The organism is Levilactobacillus suantsaii (genome assembly GCF_004115745.1).
GTDB lineage: Bacteria > Bacillota > Bacilli > Lactobacillales > Lactobacillaceae > Levilactobacillus > Levilactobacillus suantsaii.
In genome coordinates, this window is the sequence record NZ_QXIL01000006.1 from 66692 (window position 1) to 86713 (window position 20022).

A 20022-nucleotide genomic window follows, 5' to 3' on the forward strand; every position below is an offset into this window, starting at 1 on the left:
AAAAAAGGTGAAGGTGCGTTTGACGTCTGCACCTTCACCCGACCATTCACCTTAAGCTGGATTATTTAGACGTCACGACGCCCTTAGCATCCTTGGTGACTTGCATGTCATGAATACTAATGTAACCCATGTCTTTGACCAAACTGTTTTGGACGTCCTTCGACGTCATGTAGCTTAAGAACGCTGCCGTGGTTGCGTTAGGCTTGCCCTTAGTGTACATGTGTTCGTAAGACCAGATCTTCCACTTGTTGTTTTCCACGTTGTTGTCGGTTGGGGCAACGTTATTGATGGAAAGTGCCTGAACTTTGTTCGTGTAGTAGGAGAAGGCTAAGTAACTCACAGCCCCTGGCGTCGTTGCGACAATCTTTTGAACGGCACCATTAGAGTCTTGTTCTTGTGACTTAACGGCGGTCTTTCCTTTCAAGACAGCATTTTCAAAGGTTGCCCGGGTCCCAGAGCCCTGTGCCCGGTTAATGATGACGATCTTTTGATCCTTACCACCGACCATCTTCCAGTTCGTAATCTTACCCGTAAAGATCTTCTTCAGTTGTGACATCTTCAAGTTCTTCACACCGGCATCCTTGTTGACGACGGGGCCCATCCCCACAACGGCCACCTTGTGGTCAGTCAACTTGCTAGCGTCAATCCCCTGCTTTTCTTCCGCGAAGATATCAGAGTCCCCGATTGAAACGGCACCGGATTGAACCTGGCTCAAACCAGTTCCGGACCCACCGCCTTGCACCGTCAAGTTAACCTTGCTATGCTTCGATTGAAAGTTAGCGCCGGCCTTGGCTGCTAATGGTTGTAACGCCGTTGACCCTACTGCCGTTACCTTACCAGAAAGTGCTGCACTACTGGACTTACTGCTACTCGTTGAGCTCGTGGCTTTACCACAGCCAACCAACAATAAGCTGATCGTTGCAAATCCCATTGCTAACTTCGTTCCTTTATTCATCCCTGTCACTCCATGTCTATTAGATATAGTCGGTACGTCAACTTTGTAAGTCAGGCAACGAACTCCGTGACGCCTCCCCTTAACTTACAAAACTAATTTTAAGCGACGAATATATAGTAATTGTCGCAATCATGTAAATTTTGAGTAAATGTTGAGCGTTTTACGCAAAATTGCCCGCGAATGCCGGTAAAACAGGGTACCGTGCCATCATTTAGGGGGCGTTCGACCAGGATTTTACCCCGATTACCGCCGGAGTGGTGGAACAATTGCGTCCCCGCGCAAAAATGGCTAAAATTAAGACTAAGAGGTGATTCGAAGTGGCAAAAAAGGATGAAAAACGGGCACGGCACGCTATTATCGTCGACATGAACGATTTCTTGATGGATTACGCTGCTGGTAAATTAGGCCAACAAGCTAACCTCGCCCAACAAGTCGCGGCAGCCGGACAACCTGATTTGACCGGTTTAGATGACTTATTCAAGGATGAGGGGGTCGGCCGGCGTACCAAGTACGAAGAGGTCGCCACGGGATTTTTACGAGATAAAGACAACGTCAACGCCGTCGAAGAATCCAACGACGTAAAGGCCGCCAGCACGGAACTGACGAAAGAAGCAATTGCGTACCTTGGTAGCCATCCCAACGAGTTTAACAAATGGGAAGAAGCTTAACTAAACTAAAAGAGACCCGGAAAACAAAGCTTTCCGGATCTCTTTTAGTTTGGACTACATCGTGGACTCAATGACCTACTGCCAATTCCACAGGTCAGCCTTCATTTTAGTAGCAATAATCTTGGTCAAAAAATCGATAAACTGGTCCGGCATGTATTGAGCGGCTTCAAAACTGGTTGGTTCGCCGTCCACCGTCGTGATCATCGTCCCCTCATGAGTCAGGGTCAACCCATACTTGGGCGCCACCACCGTACAGAGCCGGTCGACTTGCTGTTCGTTCATCACAAAACGCCCCCTGATTTGAGCTTAATCAAAGCGGGTGGGCGCGTCAAGGTCAATAACAATACTTATCTTTAGCGAGTTGCTGGTGAATGGCCGCAGCCAGGTCCCCTTCATCGGGCCCCTCCGCCACGATTTGCATGAATTCACCACCGTGATTGCTAAGTTCCGCAATGCCCGGCTGTTTGCGGGGATCAAGTTCGATATCCCGAATACGAATCATAACATTACCCGTGTACTTTTGACAGACTTTTTGCAAAATGGGGGCTTCGTCTGTCGCTGGAATCGTCGGGTATAATGGGAGTCCAATTGTCTTCATAGTAATCACCTCATCTTTATTGTAAGCGATTTCACAAGTGAAGCCAACCCCCTTTACACGCTCGCGTCAAAATGACGGCGAACGTGCGTTCAAAAAAGTATGGTATGATGGGGCTGAGAAACGGAGAAACGCAACATGCCAATCAAACTTGGGGTGCGCGACTTAGTCGAGTTCACCTTACGAACCGGCGATCTCGGGACCACCACGAACAGTCAGAATACCGCTTTACTCGGTGCCCAGATTCACCGGCGGCTCCAAAAACAGCGCGGCAACGACTATCAAAAAGAATATTATCTGGATCTCCCCCTCACACTGGTCCACCACGACTATCTCCTCCACGGCAGGGCCGACGGGGTCACCCTGCACGACACCACGGCCGAAATCGAAGAAATCAAAACTTCAGACACCCCGTTTGACCAACTGAGTGCCAATACGTTGACGTTGTACTGGGGGCAAATCAAGCTTTACGCGCACCTGCTCTTTTGCCAACTACCCAAGCTCACCGAACTTACCCTGACTTTGACTTACTACCAGACCGACACAGACCAGGTGACTCAGACCACCCAGACCATCGACCCGGAGAGTGCCAAGGCCTTCTTCCAGCAAGTCATCGATGACTACGTGGCCTGGTTGACCCTCAAGGCCGAATTAAGGGCCCGCCGTGACCCCACGATTCAAAGTTTGACCTTTCCATACGGGCAGTACCGTCCGGGCCAACGCGAATTAGCCGTAGCCGTTTACAAAACGATTCTCAGTCACCAACGGCTTTTTGCCGAAGCGCCGACCGGGACGGGCAAGACCATTTCGACCCTGTTTCCCACCATTAAAGCCATCGGCGAAGGCGTCATCCAACGCATCTTTTACCTGACGGCCAAGCAAAGTACCCGACGCGTGGCCGAAGAAGCCCTCGACTTAATGGCGACTAAGGGACTCAAGCTCAAGAGCATCACCCTCACGGCCAAGGCCAAGATTCAATTTCCCGAAGAAGAGAACCTGTTGCCCGAAAACAACCCGTTCATGTTGGGTTACTACGACCGCCTCAAACCGGCGTTACTCGACTTGATTCAACACAACGACCAACTGACTCGGCCCGTCATCGAACGCTATGCGCGCAAACATACGCTCGATCCGTTTGAATTTCAATTGGACGCTAGTCTCCTTTGCGACGTGGTCATCGGGGACTACAACTATCTGTTCGACCCGCAAGTCCACCTTCAGCGGTTCTTCGCCACGGCCGACCCCGAAAACTTCTTTTTGATCGATGAAGCCCATAATTTGGTGGACCGCTCCCGCGATATGTACTCGGCAGCCATCAGCAGTGCGCCACTCGACGCGCTAATCGACAGCAGTCGTGACGCGACTCAGGCCACTCCTAAGCTACGCCGGCGCCTGCAAGATCTCCGGGCCACCTTCGATGACGTCAGCGCGCCGCTGCGGGAAAGTCGCCAGACCGACACCACCTTTCTGACGCCGCCGGAAGCCTTCAACCACGATCTTAGTCGGCTCATCGAAGCCATCCACGATTGGCTGGCTGACCAAGCCCAAACGCCGTTTACCCAGGCGATTTTGGACTTCTACTTTACGGCCATCAGCTACCAACGTATCGGGGAATATTATGACGACACCTACCGGATGCGTTTGACGGTGGACCACACCGGCATCACTTTGAAACAACTCTGCTTGGACCCCAGTGCCTTTTTGGCTGACAGTCTGGCATTGGGCCATGGCGCCGTGCTTTTTTCCGCCACGCTCTCCCCGCTTGATTACTACCAGACCGTCCTAGGGGGCGGCCCCAAGAGCCTAGCTTACCGCCTCGAGTCGCCTTTTGATCCGCACCACCAGGGATTGTTCATTACCAATTACATCCAAACGACTTACAAGCAACGCCAAGCTAACCTGGCCAATATCCTGTTAGCTATCAAAACCATGATCGACAGTCATCAGGGTAACTACCTGATTTTTTTGCCGTCGTACAGTTATCTCCTGACGGTTAAACAAGCCTTTAGCCTGGCCTATCCGCAAGTTGCAACGATCGCCCAGGAAGCGCAGATGACCGAAGCGGCACGGCATGATTTCTTAGCGGCCTTTCAACCGCATCCTAACCAAACCTTAGTTGGCTTTGCGCTCCTGGGAGGCATCTTCGCCGAGGGAATCGACTTGCAAGCTGACCGGCTAAGTGGTGTCGGTATCGTTAGCGTGGGGCTTCCTGGAATCAGCCCCGAAAACGACCTGATTCGCGACTATTTCGACCAGCAAGGGCAACCCGGCTTTGCCTTTGCCTACCAATTGCCTGGGGTGAACAACGTCTTTCAAGCCGCTGGACGCCTGATTCGCGGGGCTAAAGACGTCGGTGTCGTCTTGCTGATGGACCAACGTTTCGCCACCACCCGTTACACGTCACTTTACCCGCAGCATTGGCAACACTACCAGCGCCTGTTTCGTCCCGAACAATTGCAACCGGCACTCCAACAATTTTGGGCCGGCGTGACCAACCCGTTGTCCGGGGAATCCTAAGTACACAAAAATTGCGTCCCCACCCAATCGGTGTGGGTACGCAATTTTTAATTAATTTCACTTTTAATCAATTACTTAAGCGGGTAACACGCTGACGCCTTCGGGAACCATAAAGTCCTTTTGGGCCAAGGTCAGTTTCCCAGTCGCGGCATCGCGCTTAAACAACGAAGCGTTGTCGGAGTTTTGGTGAACTACTAAGACTAAGCTTTCGTCAGCCGTCCAGTTGAAGTCGCGGGGGAAGTCCCCTTCCGTGGCGATGCGTTGAATCTCGGTCAACGTCCCATCGTCGGCCGTCTGCAAGACCGTGATCGAGTTATTGCCCCGGTTGGAAACGTAGACGAAACGACCATCACCACTTAACCGAATGGCGGCTGAACCGTTGTGGGCGGTCCAGTCATCAGGAATCACATGGGTGATCTGCTTAACGGCTAATTGACCCGCCTTTTCGTCGTAGGTCAACGTGGCCACGTTACTGCTCAGTTCGCCCACCAGATAAGCCACGCCCTTGGTAGCATCGAAAACGATGTGCCGCGGACCAAAGCCAGCCGGCAAGTCGAGGTGACTTACAGCTGATAGCTTCCCGGCATCCGAGACATCATAGAGGTAGACCCGGTCCGTCCCCAAGTCACACACAACTAAGCGCTTATCCGGCGTCAAGTCGGCGTAGTGCGGGTGCGGCCCATCGGCCTGCTCTGGCGCAGGACCCACGGGATCCGTATCGGTCACTTCGTCAGCCACGGTCAAAGCCCCATCCTCGGCAATCTTGTAGACCGTCACTTCAGCAGTGTGGTAGTTGGCCGTATAGACCAATTGCCGATCCTCATCGACAGACACGTAAGCCGGTGACGACCCCGGTGTTAAGACTTGTTGAATCGCCCGCGGCTTCTTATCCGTCATGTCATAGATGATCAAACCACCCTGGGTCTGACCATCGCTTTCCTTTTTGTTGATGACGTACAGGCGGTGGGCCTTCGACTTCGCAATGTAAGTTGGGCTGCCGGCAGATGCCAACCATTCGCACTTCGTCACTTCAGCCGCGTCTGAATCGACGCTGACCTGATAAATTCCACGACTAATGCGTTTGGTATAAGTCCCAATGTAAAACTCTTCAGTCATACTGTTACCCCTTTCAACTTATCTGTATCCTCTTTAAGTATAGCACAGCTCCTAAACGAACCTGCTAGAGGGGCCCTTTTCGTCGCCAAAGTCCTGACTGGTACTTCCTGCATAGAACCGGTAAAATAGACTTAACTTACTGGTTGACCGGGGCAATCTCCTCGATAGCTTACCAGTCTTATCGCAGAAAGGACTCCTGTACTATGTCTAGTTTTGAAGGCTACCATCCCTTAATGACGCCCACGTTTCGGTTTGATTGGCTGACTCAATTTCGTCTGAAACACGTGGCGACCTTGACCCATCAAGGCTTAGCCGAAACTGCCGATTGGTTGAATACCGTCATGCGCCAAACCATGAGCCGTCAGGCCTTGACCTGGGGCATCGAGCGCCGCGCTACCCGCAAACTGGTGGGCTGGGGCGGCTTTCAAGCTATCGATTTACCCGGCCACCGCGGCGACGTTTATCTGACCGCCCCTCAGTTACCCAGCAGTGAACAACAAGAAATCTTGACCCGGTTGGTGAAATTCGCCCAATCCGAATTGGAATTCACCACCTTAACGTTGCTCGACGATCACGACCTCGATACCACGGTCTTGACGACGTTAGGCTTCACCCCTCGTCAGAACCACCAGTGGCGCTTAAAACTTTAATTCTATGACGACCTAAAAAGAGCTCATCAGCCAGTTGAACACTGGTTGATGAGCTCTTTAGTTTGGTTTCAAAGTGAATTAAGTTAGTTTGCTGATTTAACTTTCCTGATGAAACTTACGAGACCCGTTCATTTAAGTCGACCGCTAAGTCCATGGAATCACTCCGGTAAGCATCGTGTAACCCCAATGCGTAACAAACCAAACTTCCGGCGGCAACCGCCACGAAATCCAGTGGATAAGGGATCCAACCCAAACCACTAAATTCATGACTTCCCATGAGAGACATTAGGGTCAGCCAAATCATTTCGAATAACAGCCAACGGCTTCCCCGGAGACTGTTACGAATCTTCCGCCACCCCGCAGGCTCACGGACTTCATAGTAAACGTAGAAGACCAAGCCCAGGGCAATGACCCCGAAGACCTCTACGGTCGTCGGCCATTTGGCCCAGTAAATTGCCAGACTAGCCAACGCGTAGGATAACGGCGCCCACAATTTGGCGTGTGGCATCCGGTAAGGCCGAACGAAATCCGGTGCCTGATGCCGCAAACTAATGACCGTGATAGGACCAGTCAGATATGCAATCAACGTTGCCGTTGAAATGACATCGGACAACGCACTCCAGTTCCGGAAACAAGCTACCAATAAGACCCCGAGGACCATATCAGCCACCATGGCCCGCCGAGGAGTCTGGTACATCCGGTTGAATTCACCCAACCGGGTCGGCATATGCTTGTCGGCCCCCATTGCGGCTAAGGCCCGACTGGCCGTGGCAACGAATGAGACCCCGGTCCCGAATGGCGACACGAACGCATCCAAGTAGAGCAACGTGGATAGCCACCCCAGGTTCAGCAAAATCGCGATATCCGCGAACGGTGACTGGAAGTTAACCCCAGACCAGCCGTGAATCAATGAGTGCGCTGGAACGGTCCCGATAAAGACGATTTGGAGCAACGTGTAAATGACCGTACTAATAGCAAAAGCAATGATAATTCCCCAGAAAATATTCTTTTCGGGGTGGTCAATTTCGTTCCCCATGTTAATGGTCGTCTGGAACGCGTTGTACGAGAAGATAATCCCGGCAGCGGTCGTGGCCGCGAAGATTGGCGCGGTCCCACTCGGCATGAAGCATCCCTGAGCCATAAAGTTCGACGAATCAAAACCGGTCAAAAACAGAACGATGATCGTCAACGTCGGAATCCCTAATTTGAAAATCGAAATAAAACTCGTGAACCGGGTCATCAACTTAACCGACCAGAAGTTCAGTAGCGTAAACGCCAAAATAAACAAGAACACGATAAATAATCCCAAGTTCGTGATATTGCCACCACTTAGGAAGCCCCGGGTCCAGTTGGCCCAGGACCATGGCCACGAGCTCATGTATTGAACCGCGGCAACAGCTTCAATGGGAATGATCGTTAACAGTGACAACCAGTTCGCCCAAGCCGCCACGAACCCTAACAGGGGCCCGTGGGAAAAGGCAGCGTACTGGCTCATCCCCCCACTGGACGGAAACATGGTTCCTAATTCAATGTAGTTCAAAGCAATCAAGCCAATCACAACGGCCCCGATCACCCAAGATAGAACCGCAGCTGGCCCGGCAATTTGGGCGGCCATTCCGGCACCAAACAGCCAACCAGAGCCAATAATGGCACTAAGTGTTAGCATGACTAATGAAAATAGACTCATTTTACGTTGTTTCAAGCCAAAATTCCTCACCTTCGTCAGATTAGTGCCATTTTACTCCTGTCAGCGAGTAATGCAATGATAAGGCCCTCATAATCCTCTCAGAAGAGCTGGCCAACGTAGTAGTGAATGAACATGGTGATGATGCCGACGACGATGTTGCGGATGATGGCCGTTTTGACCAGACCATGCCCTAATTTTGCACTCAAATAACCGGTCAATGCAACCGATAGAATCACCGCAGTGATGGTCCCCGGCCATTGCCAAGCCACCGGCAAAAACGTCATGGCAACCAATGGGAAGACCCCACCGGCCGAAGCAGAAAATAAGGACGAAAATGCAGCGTTCCATGGGTTCATATAGTGCCCTAATTTAATGTCATAACGAATTCCCACTAAAGTTTCCAGCGCATTTTTACTCATCAGATCTTTAGCGATTGCTAATGCGGTCGCGGACGAGACGCCGCGTTGCTCGTAGAATTTCTGCACTAGCGCTTGTTCACCGGCATAGTCTTTTTTTAATAATTTCGCTTCTTCGGCCACGGCCGCCTGCTCCGTGTCCTTTTGGGTGCTCACGGACGCGTACTCCCCCGACGCCATCGAGAAAGCGCAGGCAATCAAATCCGACAATCCCGCGATAAAGATGGTGAACTGATTGGTCGTGGCAGCTGCCACACTGAACAGGACCCCGACGACGGTCAGGATTCCGTCATTGGACCCCAGGACACCAGCCCGTAAGGTATTCAGTTTTTCTTCCATCGTCTGGTGTTCTTTTTGTTTTTTTACTTGCACTGAATCATTTGCTACCATTATTTAACGCCCCTTTTATGCAAATAAGTGACCGATACCGTAAGTCACTAACATGGTCAAGACTCCGGCGACCACGTTACGAATCGTACCGTTGCGGCGATTGGCGTTGCCAAGCACCGCCGCTAAGTACCCGGTGATCGACAACGCGATGATCACCGCGATGAACGTACCGATAATCCGGAGATTCTTGGGCAATAACCCGATGGAAACCAGCGGCAAGATTGACCCAGTTGGAAACGAGATCATTGAAGCGATGGCCGCGGAAAATGGATTGGTGTACTCCCCGACATTGAACCCGAAGCGTTCCCGCACCGTAGTCTTCAACGGGTCTTTGGTCATCATCTCGTGGGTCGCTTGTTCCGCTAGTTCGGGCTTAATGCCACTCGCCACGTACTTGTTCTTAACGAACGCGAACTCATCGGTGTACTGGTCATCCAGCGCCACCGTCTGCGTTTCGATGGCTTTACGTTGGGCGTCCTTTTGCGTATTCACCGACACGTATTCCCCCATGGCCATCGAGACGGTCCCGGCAATCATACCGGCAATCCCGGAAATGAAAATGGCAAAGCTACTAGTTGCCGCTCCAGCCACCCCCAAGACAATCCCGGCGACGGATAAAATGCCATCATTAGCCCCCATGACACTAGCCCGTAAGACGTTGACCCGTTGGGCTAACGTAGCTGGCTTCTTCTTTCCTTTCATTACTGCCTACCCCCTACAATTCTTTTAGACACAGTACTTTCATCATAACACGAGTCCAATTTAAAAGTTTGGTGCCCTTAAAATTTTATTTATATTAGAATTATTATTACCTAGCAACGGTTCTATTTTACCATGAATTCCCTGAAAGTAAATCGCTCCCGCTCAAGAATTTAAATTAAGTACGAATTATTCTAAATTGAGCAGAAGACTGGAAGTCTTGCTAAAATGTGGTTTAATAGAGTCAGACAAGACTAATTATAAGGAGGAAATCACAATGGCCCAACCCAATGAATTGCTCGCTCAGGCGTTAAAAACCTTGAAGGAGCACCATATTCGGGTCACCCCGCAACGTCGTACCATCTTGACGTATCTGGTGACCCACCACAATCACCCCGCAGTCGACACGATTTACACGGCTTTGACCGCTGAACAACCGAACCTCAGCATGGCCACCATCTACAACACCTTAAACCTCTTGGTCGATCTGGGAATTGTGATTGAGCTGCCAAACGATGCCGGCGGGGTGCGCTACGATTTTTACGGCCAACCCCACTATCATGTTATCTGCGAAAATTGTGGCAAAATCACCGACGTCTTCACCTCGGACTTTGGTCAATTGGAACAGCAACTCAACCGCGAAGCCAGTGAAAAGACCGGTTACCTGGTCACCAGCAACCACGTGGAAGTCTACGGTTTATGCCCTGAATGTCAACAGAAGTTGCATATCGATCCCACTCGTCAGGAGTGGACGCAAGGTGACCGTTTAAAGATGGTCGACCCCCAATAAAACCGCAACTTAGGAATTATTACATTTAGGTTACAGTCGTCGTGGAGTTTTAATCTATTTGCAAACACCCAAAACAAAGCCCGTTATTAGTGATATTAACCATGTAATATTGGCGTCAATCCCCGTCATAGCAGTTGTCGTAGACTCCTTTTCCGGATATAGTAAGGGATGAAGTGTAAAATGACGACGCAATTGTACGGACGATTGCCAACAATAGGTTACAGATTTGAGGGATGATTCGGGTGAAAATGCATACAGCGCTTTTGACTGTCCTGGCGACGGTCGGTCTAGCCGGTGTCTTCGGTGGGACGACTACGACGGCCAACGCTAGTTCAAAAGTTAACAACTATATTAACAGTAAAAATTACAAGCCAGCCAAGGTCACAAAATCCATCTGGAGTGGCTTTCCAAAGTACAAATACCGACATGGTAAGGGGGAAACCAGAAGGCGTCGTGGTCCACGAAACGGCCAACCCGTCCTCAACTATCTACAACGAAATTTCTTATATGAAGCGTAACTATAATAATGCCTTTGTGCACAGTTTCGTGGACGCTTCGCACATCATCAACATCGCCAACACTAACTACCTCGCCTGGGGCGTTGGCTATCCGGGGAACGCGCGGTTCATTCAATTCGAACAGATTGAAGTCCACAGTAAATCCGCCTTCGCTCGTGAGGTCAACAACGCTGCTTGGTACACTGCCTCGTTATTGAAGCAGTATAACTTGAAGCCCAACGACGCCGCTTACGATGGTAAGGGAACGGTTTGGTCTCATAAATCCGTGGCTAAGCACCTCGGGGGCTCGAGCCATACCGATCCGGACGGCTACTACGCTAGCGCCGGTAAGAAGTATTTCGGCCAAAAGTACACCATGGCCGCCTTTTACCAGTTGACCAAGAAGTACTACAAGTCCTTGACCACTAAGAGCCACGTTAAATTGACCACGGCAACTTATAAGTCCGTCGACAAGCAGGCCAAACTCAGCAGCAAGTACTCGAAGTACTACCTGTACAACCACGTTAAGGGCGCCAACAAAAACGCCAAGCGCCTCAAGTGGTCGAAGATCTCGCCTCAAGTGGGCAAGACCTACTATATCGACATGACGGCCAAGAAGAAGTCGACTAAGACTACCTGGTACCGGATCAAGCCTTCCAAGAACAGTAGCAAACGTTACTGGGTCTACTCGAAGGTCCTGACGGGTATCAAGAACGTGCCGACCGAAACGGTTAGTGCCACTAACGCGGCCATTACGCCTTCCGCCGACAGTAGCAGTACTGCAAGCAGTAGCGCTTCGACCAGCAGTAGTAGTGCTAGCAACTAAACTCGAATTCAACTCAGGACCCCGGATTTTTCCGGGGTCCTTTTTCTATCCCCCAAAGGCTACCATCAGGCTAGCAATCGATGCCTCACCAACCGAGTTATCGATAGTCGTAATATTTTAGCTGTCGAATTATCGGGACCAGCATACCACACCCATCTGCCAGACAGTATGCCCACCCCCGCCAGAATGGGGCACTTCGCGATGGTGACTGCTGGTAATCATCCCCTAAAGCGACGCAAAACGGGCGCGAAGGCTTGTCTTCGCGCCCGTCCCTTTAATTTTATGAGTGAGTTAACTTTCCGTCGAATCTTGCGGCCGTTTCCGCCGTAATGCGATGGCCCGGGTCATCACCCAAGTGGTGATGGGCACCGTCAGTAAGACACTGAACATCGCAAAGAGAACCATCAAGACCTCCGCAACAAAAATCTTATCGTTCAAGATTTCGCCGAAGGAATAGTTCACGCCGGTAAACCAGATAAACAACGCCAAAAAGCCCCCAAAGAATCCGAAAAACAAGGTGTTGAAGGTGGTCCCAATAATCTGCTTGCCCACCGTGATGCCATCGCCAAACAGGGCCTTCATAGTCACCTGCGGGTGTTGTTCGAGGATTTCACTCAACCCCGCAGAAATCGCCATCGCGGCCTCCGCAATCGCCCCCAGCGTACTGAGAATCGCCGTGGCCATAGTAACTTGAACGAAGCTGATGCCGACCAGTACCGAAAGGCCTTCCAGATCTTCACTGTCTTCGGGTCCAAAGCCCTGGACCAGCGCCCAGTGTTCGACCGGAACAATCAGCAAGACCAGCACGACTAAGACGCCGACTGACGCCAGAAAGGCAACCGTACTGGACAAGTCGTCACCACTACTCATGAAGATGGTCAACGCGAGAACTAGAACTCCCACGACCAGCGTCACGATCAACGGTGAGAAGTGAAAGGCCACCAGCACGATGGCTAAGAAAAGCAAGCCGAAGTTGAGAATCAAGGCAAAAAACGCCTGGGCTCCCGCCTTGCCCCCCACTAAAATCATCAGGAGCAATAAGAGCAATCCTAAGACCGTAATCGTACTCATGCGTGCACCTCCTCTTGCGGCAGCCAACGACTAGCCAAGTAACTGGCCAGTGGCACTGCCAACACGATGCCAATCCCACTGATCAGGCTTTGAACAACTCCCATCGACATGTTCATCGAGAAGGTGTAGCCCCAGCTATTGCCATTTTTGAGGTATAGCAACGCCATGGGAAAAGTATCAGCCACAAAAATAAAGAACAAGACATTGATGAGCGGCCCCATGATGGTGCTTCCAATCTGACGGCCGGAAAGAAAAATCTGGCGAGGCGTCAACTGCGGCCGTTCACGTTTCAACGCGTAGAGCGATGAGATGATGTCGGTCGATTCGTCCATCACCGCCCCCAAAGACCCTAGCAGCGTCTCCGCGATAAACAAGGGGCGTGGTAACTGCGTGACGTACTGCATCGATTCGTAATACATCCCCTTTTCGTGGGTCAGGTGAAAGACCACCAACGCCACGAGAATCGAGCACAGGGTCCCACCTAACGTCGTCATTAACGTGATGACCATCTGGCGGGTCCACCCCAAAACCAGCCACAGTGTTACGGCCGCAAACGCCACGGCCAAACTTCCGAAAATCCAGAGGACTTGGGCGCCCTGCGTCGACCCATTCAACAGAATGGCTAAGAAAAACAGCACGCCATTGGCCGCCACACTCAAGAAGGCCATCAAGCCACTCGTCTGCATCATCAGCAACAGTAAGCCGACCACTAGCCACAGCATGAAGACTAGTGGTGTGTCTCGTTTCTTATCCTTGACCATGGCGTGGAGCTGCTGGCCACTTCTGTGCACCACCACGAAGAGTTGACTCCCCACATGGTAGCGTTGATCCATAGCTCCCGAAGTCGAATACGTATTCGTCAACGTCACCCGTTGCCCGCGGCGTTTAGTATTCAACAAGTGCCCCGTCAGTTTTTGTTTGGTCTGATGGTCAACGTTTTGAAAATCGTCCGTTTCCTTAGTGGTCTGTTGTTTTTGCACGGCCGTAACTTGCAAAATGGGATCCTGGTAGAGCCGCGCATCGTGTGCGGTCCCCCAAACCAAAAGGCCGCCAATGAAAAGAACCAGTAACCAGGCCCACCAGGTCACCCGATGTTTTTTATTGAATCCTTGCAACCTTGTCCCCTCCAAAAAAGACTATCCGTCCCGTTATTAGTCCGTTAATTTACTGCACATACGTCCAATATACCACTTTACTTTGACAGCACGGCAACTCCTGGTAAAACTTAACCAAATCGAAGTGGCCCCCCTCAATTATGGGAAAGCCTTGCAATTTCAAGCGGAATCCAGTAGAATAGTAGCCGATTGTTATTTTAATTAAGCGAGGGTTTATACCATGAGAAAAGCACATCCAAATGGCGTACAAGGCCGGCGGAAGGTTAACCGTAAAAAGGACCGGAAGCGGCAAGGCGAAATTTCTGACCTCCAACGTTGGTTGAAGGGCGAAATCAAAACCAAGTAATCGCCAATGACCAAAAAGAGCCGGGACGGTTGTCCCGGCTCTTTTTCTATCCTTTAATTTCGTCAAGTTAATCGACGACTAACACGCTGGTCTTGGCGTTACGGACCACGTAAGCAGTAGTCGACCCCATGATGGCCCGACCTAACCCGTGGACCCCTGAGCGGCCAATGACCGTCAGACTGGTGTTTAAATCCTTAGGCAGAGTCGTGGCGATGGTTGGTTTTGGCAACCCCACTTTGAAACTGGTCTCGACCGGAACGCCGGCGTCTTCGACTTCCTGGACCGCACTATCCAGGAACTTCGTCGCTGCGTCCTTAAAGTGCGTGACGATTTCACTACCAAATTCCGCCCCGTAATGGGCGTAAGTCTGGTCACTGGCGACGGAAACGATGAACAGTTTCGAGCCGAGTTTCTGGGCTAATTTAATGGCCTCCACCAGTGCAGCGTGGGCGTTTTTACTTCCATCCATCGGGACCAAAATCCGATCATACATGCTATCCCGTCCTTTCCATAATCCGGTGTCGGTGACATCGCTTTCAACACCTTTATCATACCAATAAACGTTAAATTATGGAAGTAACCATCTGACTTTTCCCCCGCTCAAGTCCCCTGGTTCTTGGTGGCCCTAACCTTTTTAGTCCCCGGAACGGCGCGACTTGTGGTAAGATGTAGCAAGACTTTACACGATAAGGATGGCGTTATTCTCCATGAAAAAACTACTCACGGGTGCCCTTGGACTCCTAGCCCTAGTCCTCGCGGGGTGCTCTAATTCACTCACCACTAGCAAAACAACGTATCACCCCACGGCCCTCACCGCCGTGGTCAAAGGCACGGCCAAGGGTGACCAGGTGACCTACCAAGTTAAGGGACACGCAAAACAAACCGCCCCCATCAAGGCCGGCAGTTACTTTTTCCAGGTTCCCGCGGCGACAAGTGACCAGGACGTTAAGGTCTCCAGTGGTAGCGCCCACAAGACCATTACGGTCAAGGGAACTCAGGCTTTAGGCACCTACCACAAACTCGCGACCCAATATAACCAACTCGTCATTGCCAGTCACCTGCCGACCAAGGTTCAAAAACAACTCCAAACGGCCAAAAAGAACCAGGCCAAGACCAAGCGTCAACTAGAAAAATTAGCTCAAAGCAACCCCACTGCCGCCGCAGCTGCCGCTAAAAAACAACAGGCTGCAGCTAAAAAGCTCAAGCAACAAACGGCCAAAGAAAAACAGGCCGCCAAAGACGAGTTGCTGCCGACAACGGCCAAGGATGGGATTCATAACCTGGTCAAGACAAACGGCGTCACATTACGCGCCAACGTCCAACAGGGTAAGCTGATGGGCATCGCGCAGATCACGTCCACTAAAAAGGTGAAGACCAAGGTGGGGCAACGTCAATTTGGGACCACCTTTGCCTTGCTGGGTACGACCTTAAAAGCCCACCCCAAGACCGTGATGAAGAAGTTCAAACAGGTCTTAAAGGACGCCAAAGCCAACAGTAGCTCAACTAAGACCAAAACCATTCGGTCTAACGGCATCCGCTTCAACACCGGTTTTTCGACCGATAATCTTTACATCTACATGACCAAATAGGCTCTCAATTACTCACCATCTGAACGTCTCCGGTAATCTGTCGGGGACGTTTTTTTCATGCCACCAGTCAACGGCCCCATCATCGGTCTGCTCTCAAAACGATTCGGCAAACTAATCCCGTCCCCACACGGTCTTTCCAAGACCAATTAGATAAAAAGCTGAGCTTTCTTAACCCACCGCAATAAAGTGTAATCATTTTCATCCCCGTCGATAGTGCCGCATAATGACCGTAAGCTGTGCTAGTGACGACGAGGCATCATGTCGTTTCGGAGTCACCTAAACCGGCCAAAACATTTTTCTACTAGGGGGAGTCAGTATGCAAAGCGAGGAGAGAGTATTTGAGACATTCTTACGACAGTATCGAGAAATCTTCTGCGTCTTGATCAACGCTGCCGAACAGATTACGGGGCAATACTCACTGAGTTTCGAACAATATCTACTGTTAAAACAGATTCATGAACAGCGTAACATCACCTTGAGTGAACTGGCGGACGATACACGAACCACCCGTTCAGCGGCCGCCCGGAAACTGCGGGCCCTCTTACTCGATGGTTACGTGGAACAAGAAGCTAAGATGGACGACCGGCGTGTGAAGTACCTGCGGTTGACCCCAAAGGGCACCCGGGTCGAAGACGATATCCACCAAGTCTTTTTGCAAAGCGCCCATACTTGGAACGAACTACCTTCCGATTTGGATCCGGAAGCTATCACCGATTTCTTCACTCACTACCAAGCCAACGTCGCACTTTGGAACCGGAACCGGCCAAAGTTCCACCGGCCAGTGGTTCGGGTGCGCCATCAAGCCGAGGAGTAATCCCGCTTGGCGGCTAAAAGGTGGGAGACCAAGAAGAGCCGGGCTTTAGTCCGCCAGCCACCTTGGTCCCCCACCTTTTTCGTGCTCACCGGCCAACCGAACTCCCCCTATTATGAGATTTTGATGATAAAACAGTTCCCTTTCCAGCCTAAGTGGGTTACCCTATGATTAATGATATTATTTTTTAAGGAGGACTTTCGTATGCACAACACTCATTTTGCTGCCGGCAATCCCGGTAGTGCCACGACTTTTCCCATTGACGAATCGCAATTGAACCAGGACCTCTACGACGCCGTCAACGGGCAATGGGCCAAGCAAGCCACCATCCCCGCCGACCACTCTTCGACTGGGGGCTTCATGGATCTGGTCGACAACATCGAACACACCTTGATGACCGATTTCGATGACCTCTTGGCTGGCAAATTGACACCAGCCAATTCAGAAATGGCCGAATTCAAGAAGTTTTACGCGTTAGCCTTGGACACGGCCGCCCGCGATAAAGCGCAAGCTACACCCTTAAAGCCGTTTTTGGCCTCAATCGAAGCCCTTCACAGCTTCGCTGATTTAAACGCCAAGCTGCCTAAGTTCTATCGACAAGGTATCCCAACACCAGTCACGTTGGTGGTCGAACCGGACATGAAAGATACCAGCAACTACGCGCTGTACGTCGACGCACCGAACTTGATTTTGCCCGATAAGACCTACTACGCTAAGGACAATCCGGCAGCCAAGCAATTATTGCCGATTTACACGCAGATGGCGACGAAGCTCCTGACCATGGTGGGGTACTCGGCTGACGACGCCCAACGCTTAGTTGACCAGACCAAGCAATTCGATGCCTTGATTGCACCACACGTGAAGTCGTCCGAGGAAGCAGCCGACTACGTCAAGGATTACAACCCCTTCCCGTTAGCGACCGTAGCGGCTAAGACCGATGCCCTTGATTTGACGGCTACCATCACCGAACTCTTACATGACACCCCCGACCAGGTCATCTTGCCGCAACCGACCTACTTTGACGCTTTAAGCGACTTGTTGACGCCAGCCAACTTCACGTTAGTTAAGAGCTGGATGCTGGTTAAGACCGTGCTATTTGCCAGTGCCACGCTAAGTGAGGACTTCAGTCAAGTCGGCGGGACTTATAGCCGGGCCTTGTCCGGACAAAAGCAAGCCCGTTCGCCGAAGAAGGCGGCCTACTACTTAGCTAGTGGCTACTTCAGTCAAGTCGTCGGCGACTATTACGGTCGCAAGTACTTCGGTGAAACTGCTAAGGCTGACGTCCGTAAGATGGTGGTCAAGATGGCTGGGGTCTACCAAAACCGCTTGAAGACCAACGACTGGTTGAGCAGTGCGACCCGGCAAAAGGCCATCGTCAAACTCCAAAAACTGACTATCAAGGTTGGCTATCCGGATAAGATCGACCCGCTCTTCGCTAAGTTCAAAGTCGATACCACTAAGACACTCTTCGAAAACGCACAGGCTTTCGACGAAATCGCGCTTGAAGAACACTTCGGTCACTGGGGTCACCCCGTCGACCGTGACAAGTGGGACATGAGTGCCAACACGGTCAACGCCTACTATTCTCCTTCGAACAACGAAATCGTCTTCCCCGCAGCTATCCTGCAAAAGCCGTTCTACAGTCTCGAACAATCCAGTAGCACCAATTATGGCGGCATCGGGGCGGTCATGGCTCACGAGATCTCCCACGCCTTCGATAACAACGGATCACAGTTCGACGAGTTTGGGAACCTGAACAACTGGTGGACCGCCGATGATTTGGCCCACTTCAAGGACCTCTCGCAGGCCATGATCAAGGAATTCGACGGTATCGAATTTGCGGGTCAAAAGGTCAACGGGAAGCTGACCGTCTCCGAAAATATCGCCGACGCTGGAGGCCTGAGCTGTGCCCTAGAAGCTGCCAAATCAGCGGACGACGTCGACTTACGGGCCTTCTTTATCAACTGGGCCAATGTTTGGCGGATGAAGGCAACGACCGAATACATGCAGCTGCTGTTGTCGATCGACGTCCACGCCCCAGCAAAACTACGGGCCGACGTCCAGGTCAAGAACCTCGATGACTTCTACACCACCTTCAACGTCCAACCAGGTGATGGGATGTACTTGAAGCCGGCCGACCGGGTCAAAATTTGGTAAGCCATTCCAAAAAAAGCTTAGCACCATTAAAATAGACGTTTCAGACAAGCCTCAATCGAGACTGTCCGAAACGCCTATTTTTAATTGTTAGCCTTAATCTGAACGGGTACTTTCCCGCAAAACCAACCGTGTTCCCACGGTCACCCGCTGGGGCGTGTGTCGTCCCGTCCGGATTCGATTTTCAATCATATCCACGGCGGTGGTCCCCATCAGTTCGGTATTGACGTGCACGCTGCTTAATTCGGGGAAAACGTAACGGGCAATCGTGGTATCGTTAAACCCAATCACGCTGACCCGTTGCGGGACCGCGACTTGCGCTTCACGCAAGGCTTTCAAGGCCACCGCTGCCATCGGATCATTCGTCACAAAGAACGCCGGTGGTAACTGGTCACCTAACATCGCAATCGCTCGTTTCATCTGCTGATACCCCGAATCGTTGGTGTAATTGCCTGCAAAGACCAAGTGGTCGTCATAGGTCCCTTGCGCCTGTAGCAAGCGTTTAAAGACCTGATATCGTGGGTCGATTAATCGACATTGATGGTCAGTTGACCATTCCGTGCCGTGCAGCAAGCCGATTCGGGTCTGCCCGTGCTGGGTAAAGTGGTCGACCACCTGTTGGACAGCAATATCAAAATCAGTGACTACGCTGTCGTACCCCCGCTCTAGCTGATCCTGGTCCACGAAGACCAGGTTGGGCGTCAAGCTGGCGAGCGCGGTGACCTGTTGCGGACTAAACTTCCCGATTGCGATGATGCCATCGACGTCCGTATCAATCTTGGTCAAATCATTTTTGAACGTCCGCATCGTGAGCAAATGCCGCTGTTCACTACGCTTTTCTAACCCGAGACGAATCGACATATAATACAGGTCATCAAGTTCCTTAGCCTTAGAGTACCATTGAACGACGGCAATTTTTAGTGGCTTACCCGTTACGGCCGTTCGCCGCTTCAACTTCGCGTAATTGAGGTTCTCCGCGACTTCGAAAATTTGCTTTCTGGTCTGGTCACTGACGGATAACGTCCGGTCGTAATTTAAGACCCGCGAAACCGTCGCCAGTGAGACCCCGACCGTCTGGGCAATATCCTTTAACGTTGCTGCCATCGTTCTCGCCTCCCTTATGCCGGATT

General features: G+C 51.3%; 20 protein-coding genes. 9 read left to right on the plus strand and 11 right to left on the minus strand.

Annotation, left to right across the window (positions count from 1 at the left end; translation table 11 throughout):
* Positions 1–61: 61 nt before the first annotated feature.
* Positions 62–955, minus strand: coding sequence for a phosphate ABC transporter substrate-binding protein PstS family protein (locus DXH47_RS04705; protein WP_129032042.1), 894 nt, complete (start codon positions 953–955; stop codon positions 62–64).
* A gap of 317 nt (positions 956–1272) precedes the next feature.
* On the opposite strand from DXH47_RS04705, the gene DXH47_RS04710 reads away from it, so the two are divergent.
* The gene (locus tag DXH47_RS04710) at positions 1273–1623 is read left to right on the plus strand and encodes a hypothetical protein (RefSeq protein ID WP_129032044.1); all 351 of its coding nucleotides are present in this window, start codon (positions 1273–1275) and stop codon (positions 1621–1623) included.
* Between the two features lie 75 nt (positions 1624–1698).
* On the opposite strand, the gene DXH47_RS04715 is transcribed toward DXH47_RS04710, so the two are convergent.
* Both DXH47_RS04715 and DXH47_RS04720 read right to left on the minus strand, forming a co-directional pair.
* Positions 1699–1905, minus strand: a complete 207-nt coding sequence (locus DXH47_RS04715) for a hypothetical protein (RefSeq protein ID WP_129032046.1) — start codon at positions 1903–1905, stop codon at positions 1699–1701.
* 52 nt (positions 1906–1957) lie between these two features.
* Complete coding sequence (locus tag DXH47_RS04720) at positions 1958–2221, minus strand: PTS sugar transporter (protein WP_129032048.1); 264 nt, start codon at positions 2219–2221, stop codon at positions 1958–1960.
* Between the two features lie 135 nt (positions 2222–2356).
* Here DXH47_RS04720 and DXH47_RS04725 point away from each other — a divergent pair, with 135 nt between their 5' ends.
* Complete coding sequence (locus DXH47_RS04725) at positions 2357–4735, plus strand: ATP-dependent DNA helicase (protein WP_129032050.1); 2379 nt, start codon at positions 2357–2359, stop codon at positions 4733–4735.
* A 75-nt stretch (positions 4736–4810) separates the two neighbouring features.
* Here the strand turns inward: DXH47_RS04725 and DXH47_RS04730 are convergent, their stop codons facing one another.
* A complete protein-coding gene (locus tag DXH47_RS04730) occupies positions 4811–5851 on the minus strand; it encodes a lactonase family protein (protein WP_129032052.1) in 1041 nt (346 codons plus the stop codon).
* A 203-nt stretch (positions 5852–6054) separates the two neighbouring features.
* Here DXH47_RS04730 and DXH47_RS04735 point away from each other — a divergent pair, with 203 nt between their 5' ends.
* Complete coding sequence (locus tag DXH47_RS04735; protein WP_129032054.1) at positions 6055–6501, plus strand: GNAT family N-acetyltransferase; 447 nt, start codon at positions 6055–6057, stop codon at positions 6499–6501.
* 115 nt (positions 6502–6616) lie between these two features.
* On the opposite strand, the gene DXH47_RS04740 is transcribed toward DXH47_RS04735, so the two are convergent.
* The 3 genes from DXH47_RS04740 to DXH47_RS04750 form a co-directional block, all read right to left on the minus strand.
* The gene (locus DXH47_RS04740; protein WP_129032170.1) at positions 6617–8188 is read right to left on the minus strand and encodes an APC family permease; all 1572 of its coding nucleotides are present in this window, start codon (positions 8186–8188) and stop codon (positions 6617–6619) included.
* 98 nt (positions 8189–8286) lie between these two features.
* Positions 8287–8994 carry a VIT1/CCC1 transporter family protein gene (locus DXH47_RS04745; RefSeq protein WP_129032055.1) on the minus strand — a complete coding sequence of 236 codons (708 nt, stop codon included), beginning with the start codon at positions 8992–8994 and terminating at the stop codon, positions 8287–8289.
* Between the two features lie 15 nt (positions 8995–9009).
* Positions 9010–9696 (minus strand): VIT1/CCC1 transporter family protein, encoded by a 687-nt coding sequence (locus tag DXH47_RS04750; RefSeq protein WP_129032057.1) that lies wholly within the window; start codon positions 9694–9696, stop codon positions 9010–9012.
* 274 nt (positions 9697–9970) lie between these two features.
* Here DXH47_RS04750 and DXH47_RS04755 point away from each other — a divergent pair, with 274 nt between their 5' ends.
* Positions 9971–10483 carry a Fur family transcriptional regulator gene (locus tag DXH47_RS04755; RefSeq protein WP_129032059.1) on the plus strand — a complete coding sequence of 171 codons (513 nt, stop codon included), beginning with the start codon at positions 9971–9973 and terminating at the stop codon, positions 10481–10483.
* A gap of 426 nt (positions 10484–10909) precedes the next feature.
* The gene (locus tag DXH47_RS04760; RefSeq protein WP_225423498.1) at positions 10910–11806 is read left to right on the plus strand and encodes a peptidoglycan recognition protein family protein; all 897 of its coding nucleotides are present in this window, start codon (positions 10910–10912) and stop codon (positions 11804–11806) included.
* Positions 11807–12097: 291 nt separating this feature from the next.
* Here the strand turns inward: DXH47_RS04760 and DXH47_RS04765 are convergent, their stop codons facing one another.
* Together DXH47_RS04765 and DXH47_RS04770 are read right to left on the minus strand one after the other, a co-directional pair.
* The gene (locus DXH47_RS04765) at positions 12098–12877 is read right to left on the minus strand and encodes a YibE/F family protein (RefSeq protein ID WP_129032061.1); all 780 of its coding nucleotides are present in this window, start codon (positions 12875–12877) and stop codon (positions 12098–12100) included.
* On the minus strand, positions 12874–13992 hold the full coding sequence (locus DXH47_RS04770) for a YibE/F family protein (protein ID WP_129032063.1): 1119 nt from the start codon (positions 13990–13992) through the stop codon (positions 12874–12876). Before DXH47_RS04770 ends, DXH47_RS04765 begins: the two co-directional genes overlap by 4 nt.
* Positions 13993–14212: 220 nt before the next feature.
* On the opposite strand from DXH47_RS04770, the gene DXH47_RS11970 reads away from it, so the two are divergent.
* Positions 14213–14338: a hypothetical protein gene (locus DXH47_RS11970; RefSeq protein ID WP_263853898.1), complete on the plus strand. Its 126-nt coding sequence runs from the start codon at positions 14213–14215 to the stop codon at positions 14336–14338.
* 67 nt (positions 14339–14405) lie between these two features.
* Here DXH47_RS11970 and DXH47_RS04775 read toward each other — a convergent pair whose 3' ends face one another.
* Positions 14406–14831, minus strand: coding sequence for a universal stress protein (locus tag DXH47_RS04775; RefSeq protein WP_129032065.1), 426 nt, complete (start codon positions 14829–14831; stop codon positions 14406–14408).
* A 214-nt stretch (positions 14832–15045) separates the two neighbouring features.
* On the opposite strand from DXH47_RS04775, the gene DXH47_RS04780 reads away from it, so the two are divergent.
* From DXH47_RS04780 to DXH47_RS04790, 3 genes are all read left to right on the plus strand, one after another.
* Entirely contained in the window at positions 15046–15927 is an 882-nt protein-coding gene (locus DXH47_RS04780; protein ID WP_129032067.1) for a hypothetical protein, read from the plus strand.
* A 316-nt stretch (positions 15928–16243) separates the two neighbouring features.
* Positions 16244–16741: a MarR family transcriptional regulator gene (locus tag DXH47_RS04785; RefSeq protein WP_129032069.1), complete on the plus strand. Its 498-nt coding sequence runs from the start codon at positions 16244–16246 to the stop codon at positions 16739–16741.
* Between the two features lie 201 nt (positions 16742–16942).
* On the plus strand, positions 16943–18895 hold the full coding sequence (locus DXH47_RS04790; RefSeq protein ID WP_129032071.1) for a M13 family metallopeptidase: 1953 nt from the start codon (positions 16943–16945) through the stop codon (positions 18893–18895).
* A gap of 93 nt (positions 18896–18988) precedes the next feature.
* On the opposite strand, the gene DXH47_RS04795 is transcribed toward DXH47_RS04790, so the two are convergent.
* Positions 18989–19996 carry a LacI family DNA-binding transcriptional regulator gene (locus tag DXH47_RS04795; protein WP_129032073.1) on the minus strand — a complete coding sequence of 336 codons (1008 nt, stop codon included), beginning with the start codon at positions 19994–19996 and terminating at the stop codon, positions 18989–18991.
* Positions 19997–20022 lie beyond the last annotated feature (26 nt).

What these genes read in the sequence shown, in the direction of transcription:
- DXH47_RS04715 (WP_129032046.1), bottom strand. Translation starts at nt 1,905, where the DNA reads ATGAACGAACAGCAAGTCGACCGGCTCTGTACGGTGGTGGCGCCCAAG.
- DXH47_RS04735 (WP_129032054.1), top strand. Translation starts at nt 6,055, where the DNA reads ATGTCTAGTTTTGAAGGCTACCATCCCTTAATGACGCCCACGTTTCGG.
- DXH47_RS11970 (WP_263853898.1), top strand. Translation starts at nt 14,213, where the DNA reads ATGAGAAAAGCACATCCAAATGGCGTACAAGGCCGGCGGAAGGTTAAC.
- DXH47_RS04725 (WP_129032050.1), top strand. Translation starts at nt 2,357, where the DNA reads ATGCCAATCAAACTTGGGGTGCGCGACTTAGTCGAGTTCACCTTACGA.
- DXH47_RS04750 (WP_129032057.1), bottom strand. Translation starts at nt 9,696, where the DNA reads ATGAAAGGAAAGAAGAAGCCAGCTACGTTAGCCCAACGGGTCAACGTC.
- DXH47_RS04740 (WP_129032170.1), bottom strand. Translation starts at nt 8,188, where the DNA reads ATGAGTCTATTTTCATTAGTCATGCTAACACTTAGTGCCATTATTGGC.
- DXH47_RS04785 (WP_129032069.1), top strand. Translation starts at nt 16,244, where the DNA reads ATGCAAAGCGAGGAGAGAGTATTTGAGACATTCTTACGACAGTATCGA.
- DXH47_RS04780 (WP_129032067.1), top strand. Translation starts at nt 15,046, where the DNA reads ATGAAAAAACTACTCACGGGTGCCCTTGGACTCCTAGCCCTAGTCCTC.
- DXH47_RS04795 (WP_129032073.1), bottom strand. Translation starts at nt 19,996, where the DNA reads ATGGCAGCAACGTTAAAGGATATTGCCCAGACGGTCGGGGTCTCACTG.
- DXH47_RS04790 (WP_129032071.1), top strand. Translation starts at nt 16,943, where the DNA reads ATGCACAACACTCATTTTGCTGCCGGCAATCCCGGTAGTGCCACGACT.
- DXH47_RS04765 (WP_129032061.1), bottom strand. Translation starts at nt 12,877, where the DNA reads ATGAGTACGATTACGGTCTTAGGATTGCTCTTATTGCTCCTGATGATT.
- DXH47_RS04775 (WP_129032065.1), bottom strand. Translation starts at nt 14,831, where the DNA reads ATGTATGATCGGATTTTGGTCCCGATGGATGGAAGTAAAAACGCCCAC.
- DXH47_RS04760 (WP_225423498.1), top strand. Translation starts at nt 10,910, where the DNA reads ATGGTAAGGGGGAAACCAGAAGGCGTCGTGGTCCACGAAACGGCCAAC.
- DXH47_RS04745 (WP_129032055.1), bottom strand. Translation starts at nt 8,994, where the DNA reads ATGGTAGCAAATGATTCAGTGCAAGTAAAAAAACAAAAAGAACACCAG.
- DXH47_RS04705 (WP_129032042.1), bottom strand. Translation starts at nt 955, where the DNA reads ATGAATAAAGGAACGAAGTTAGCAATGGGATTTGCAACGATCAGCTTA.
- DXH47_RS04720 (WP_129032048.1), bottom strand. Translation starts at nt 2,221, where the DNA reads ATGAAGACAATTGGACTCCCATTATACCCGACGATTCCAGCGACAGAC.
- DXH47_RS04755 (WP_129032059.1), top strand. Translation starts at nt 9,971, where the DNA reads ATGGCCCAACCCAATGAATTGCTCGCTCAGGCGTTAAAAACCTTGAAG.
- DXH47_RS04730 (WP_129032052.1), bottom strand. Translation starts at nt 5,851, where the DNA reads ATGACTGAAGAGTTTTACATTGGGACTTATACCAAACGCATTAGTCGT.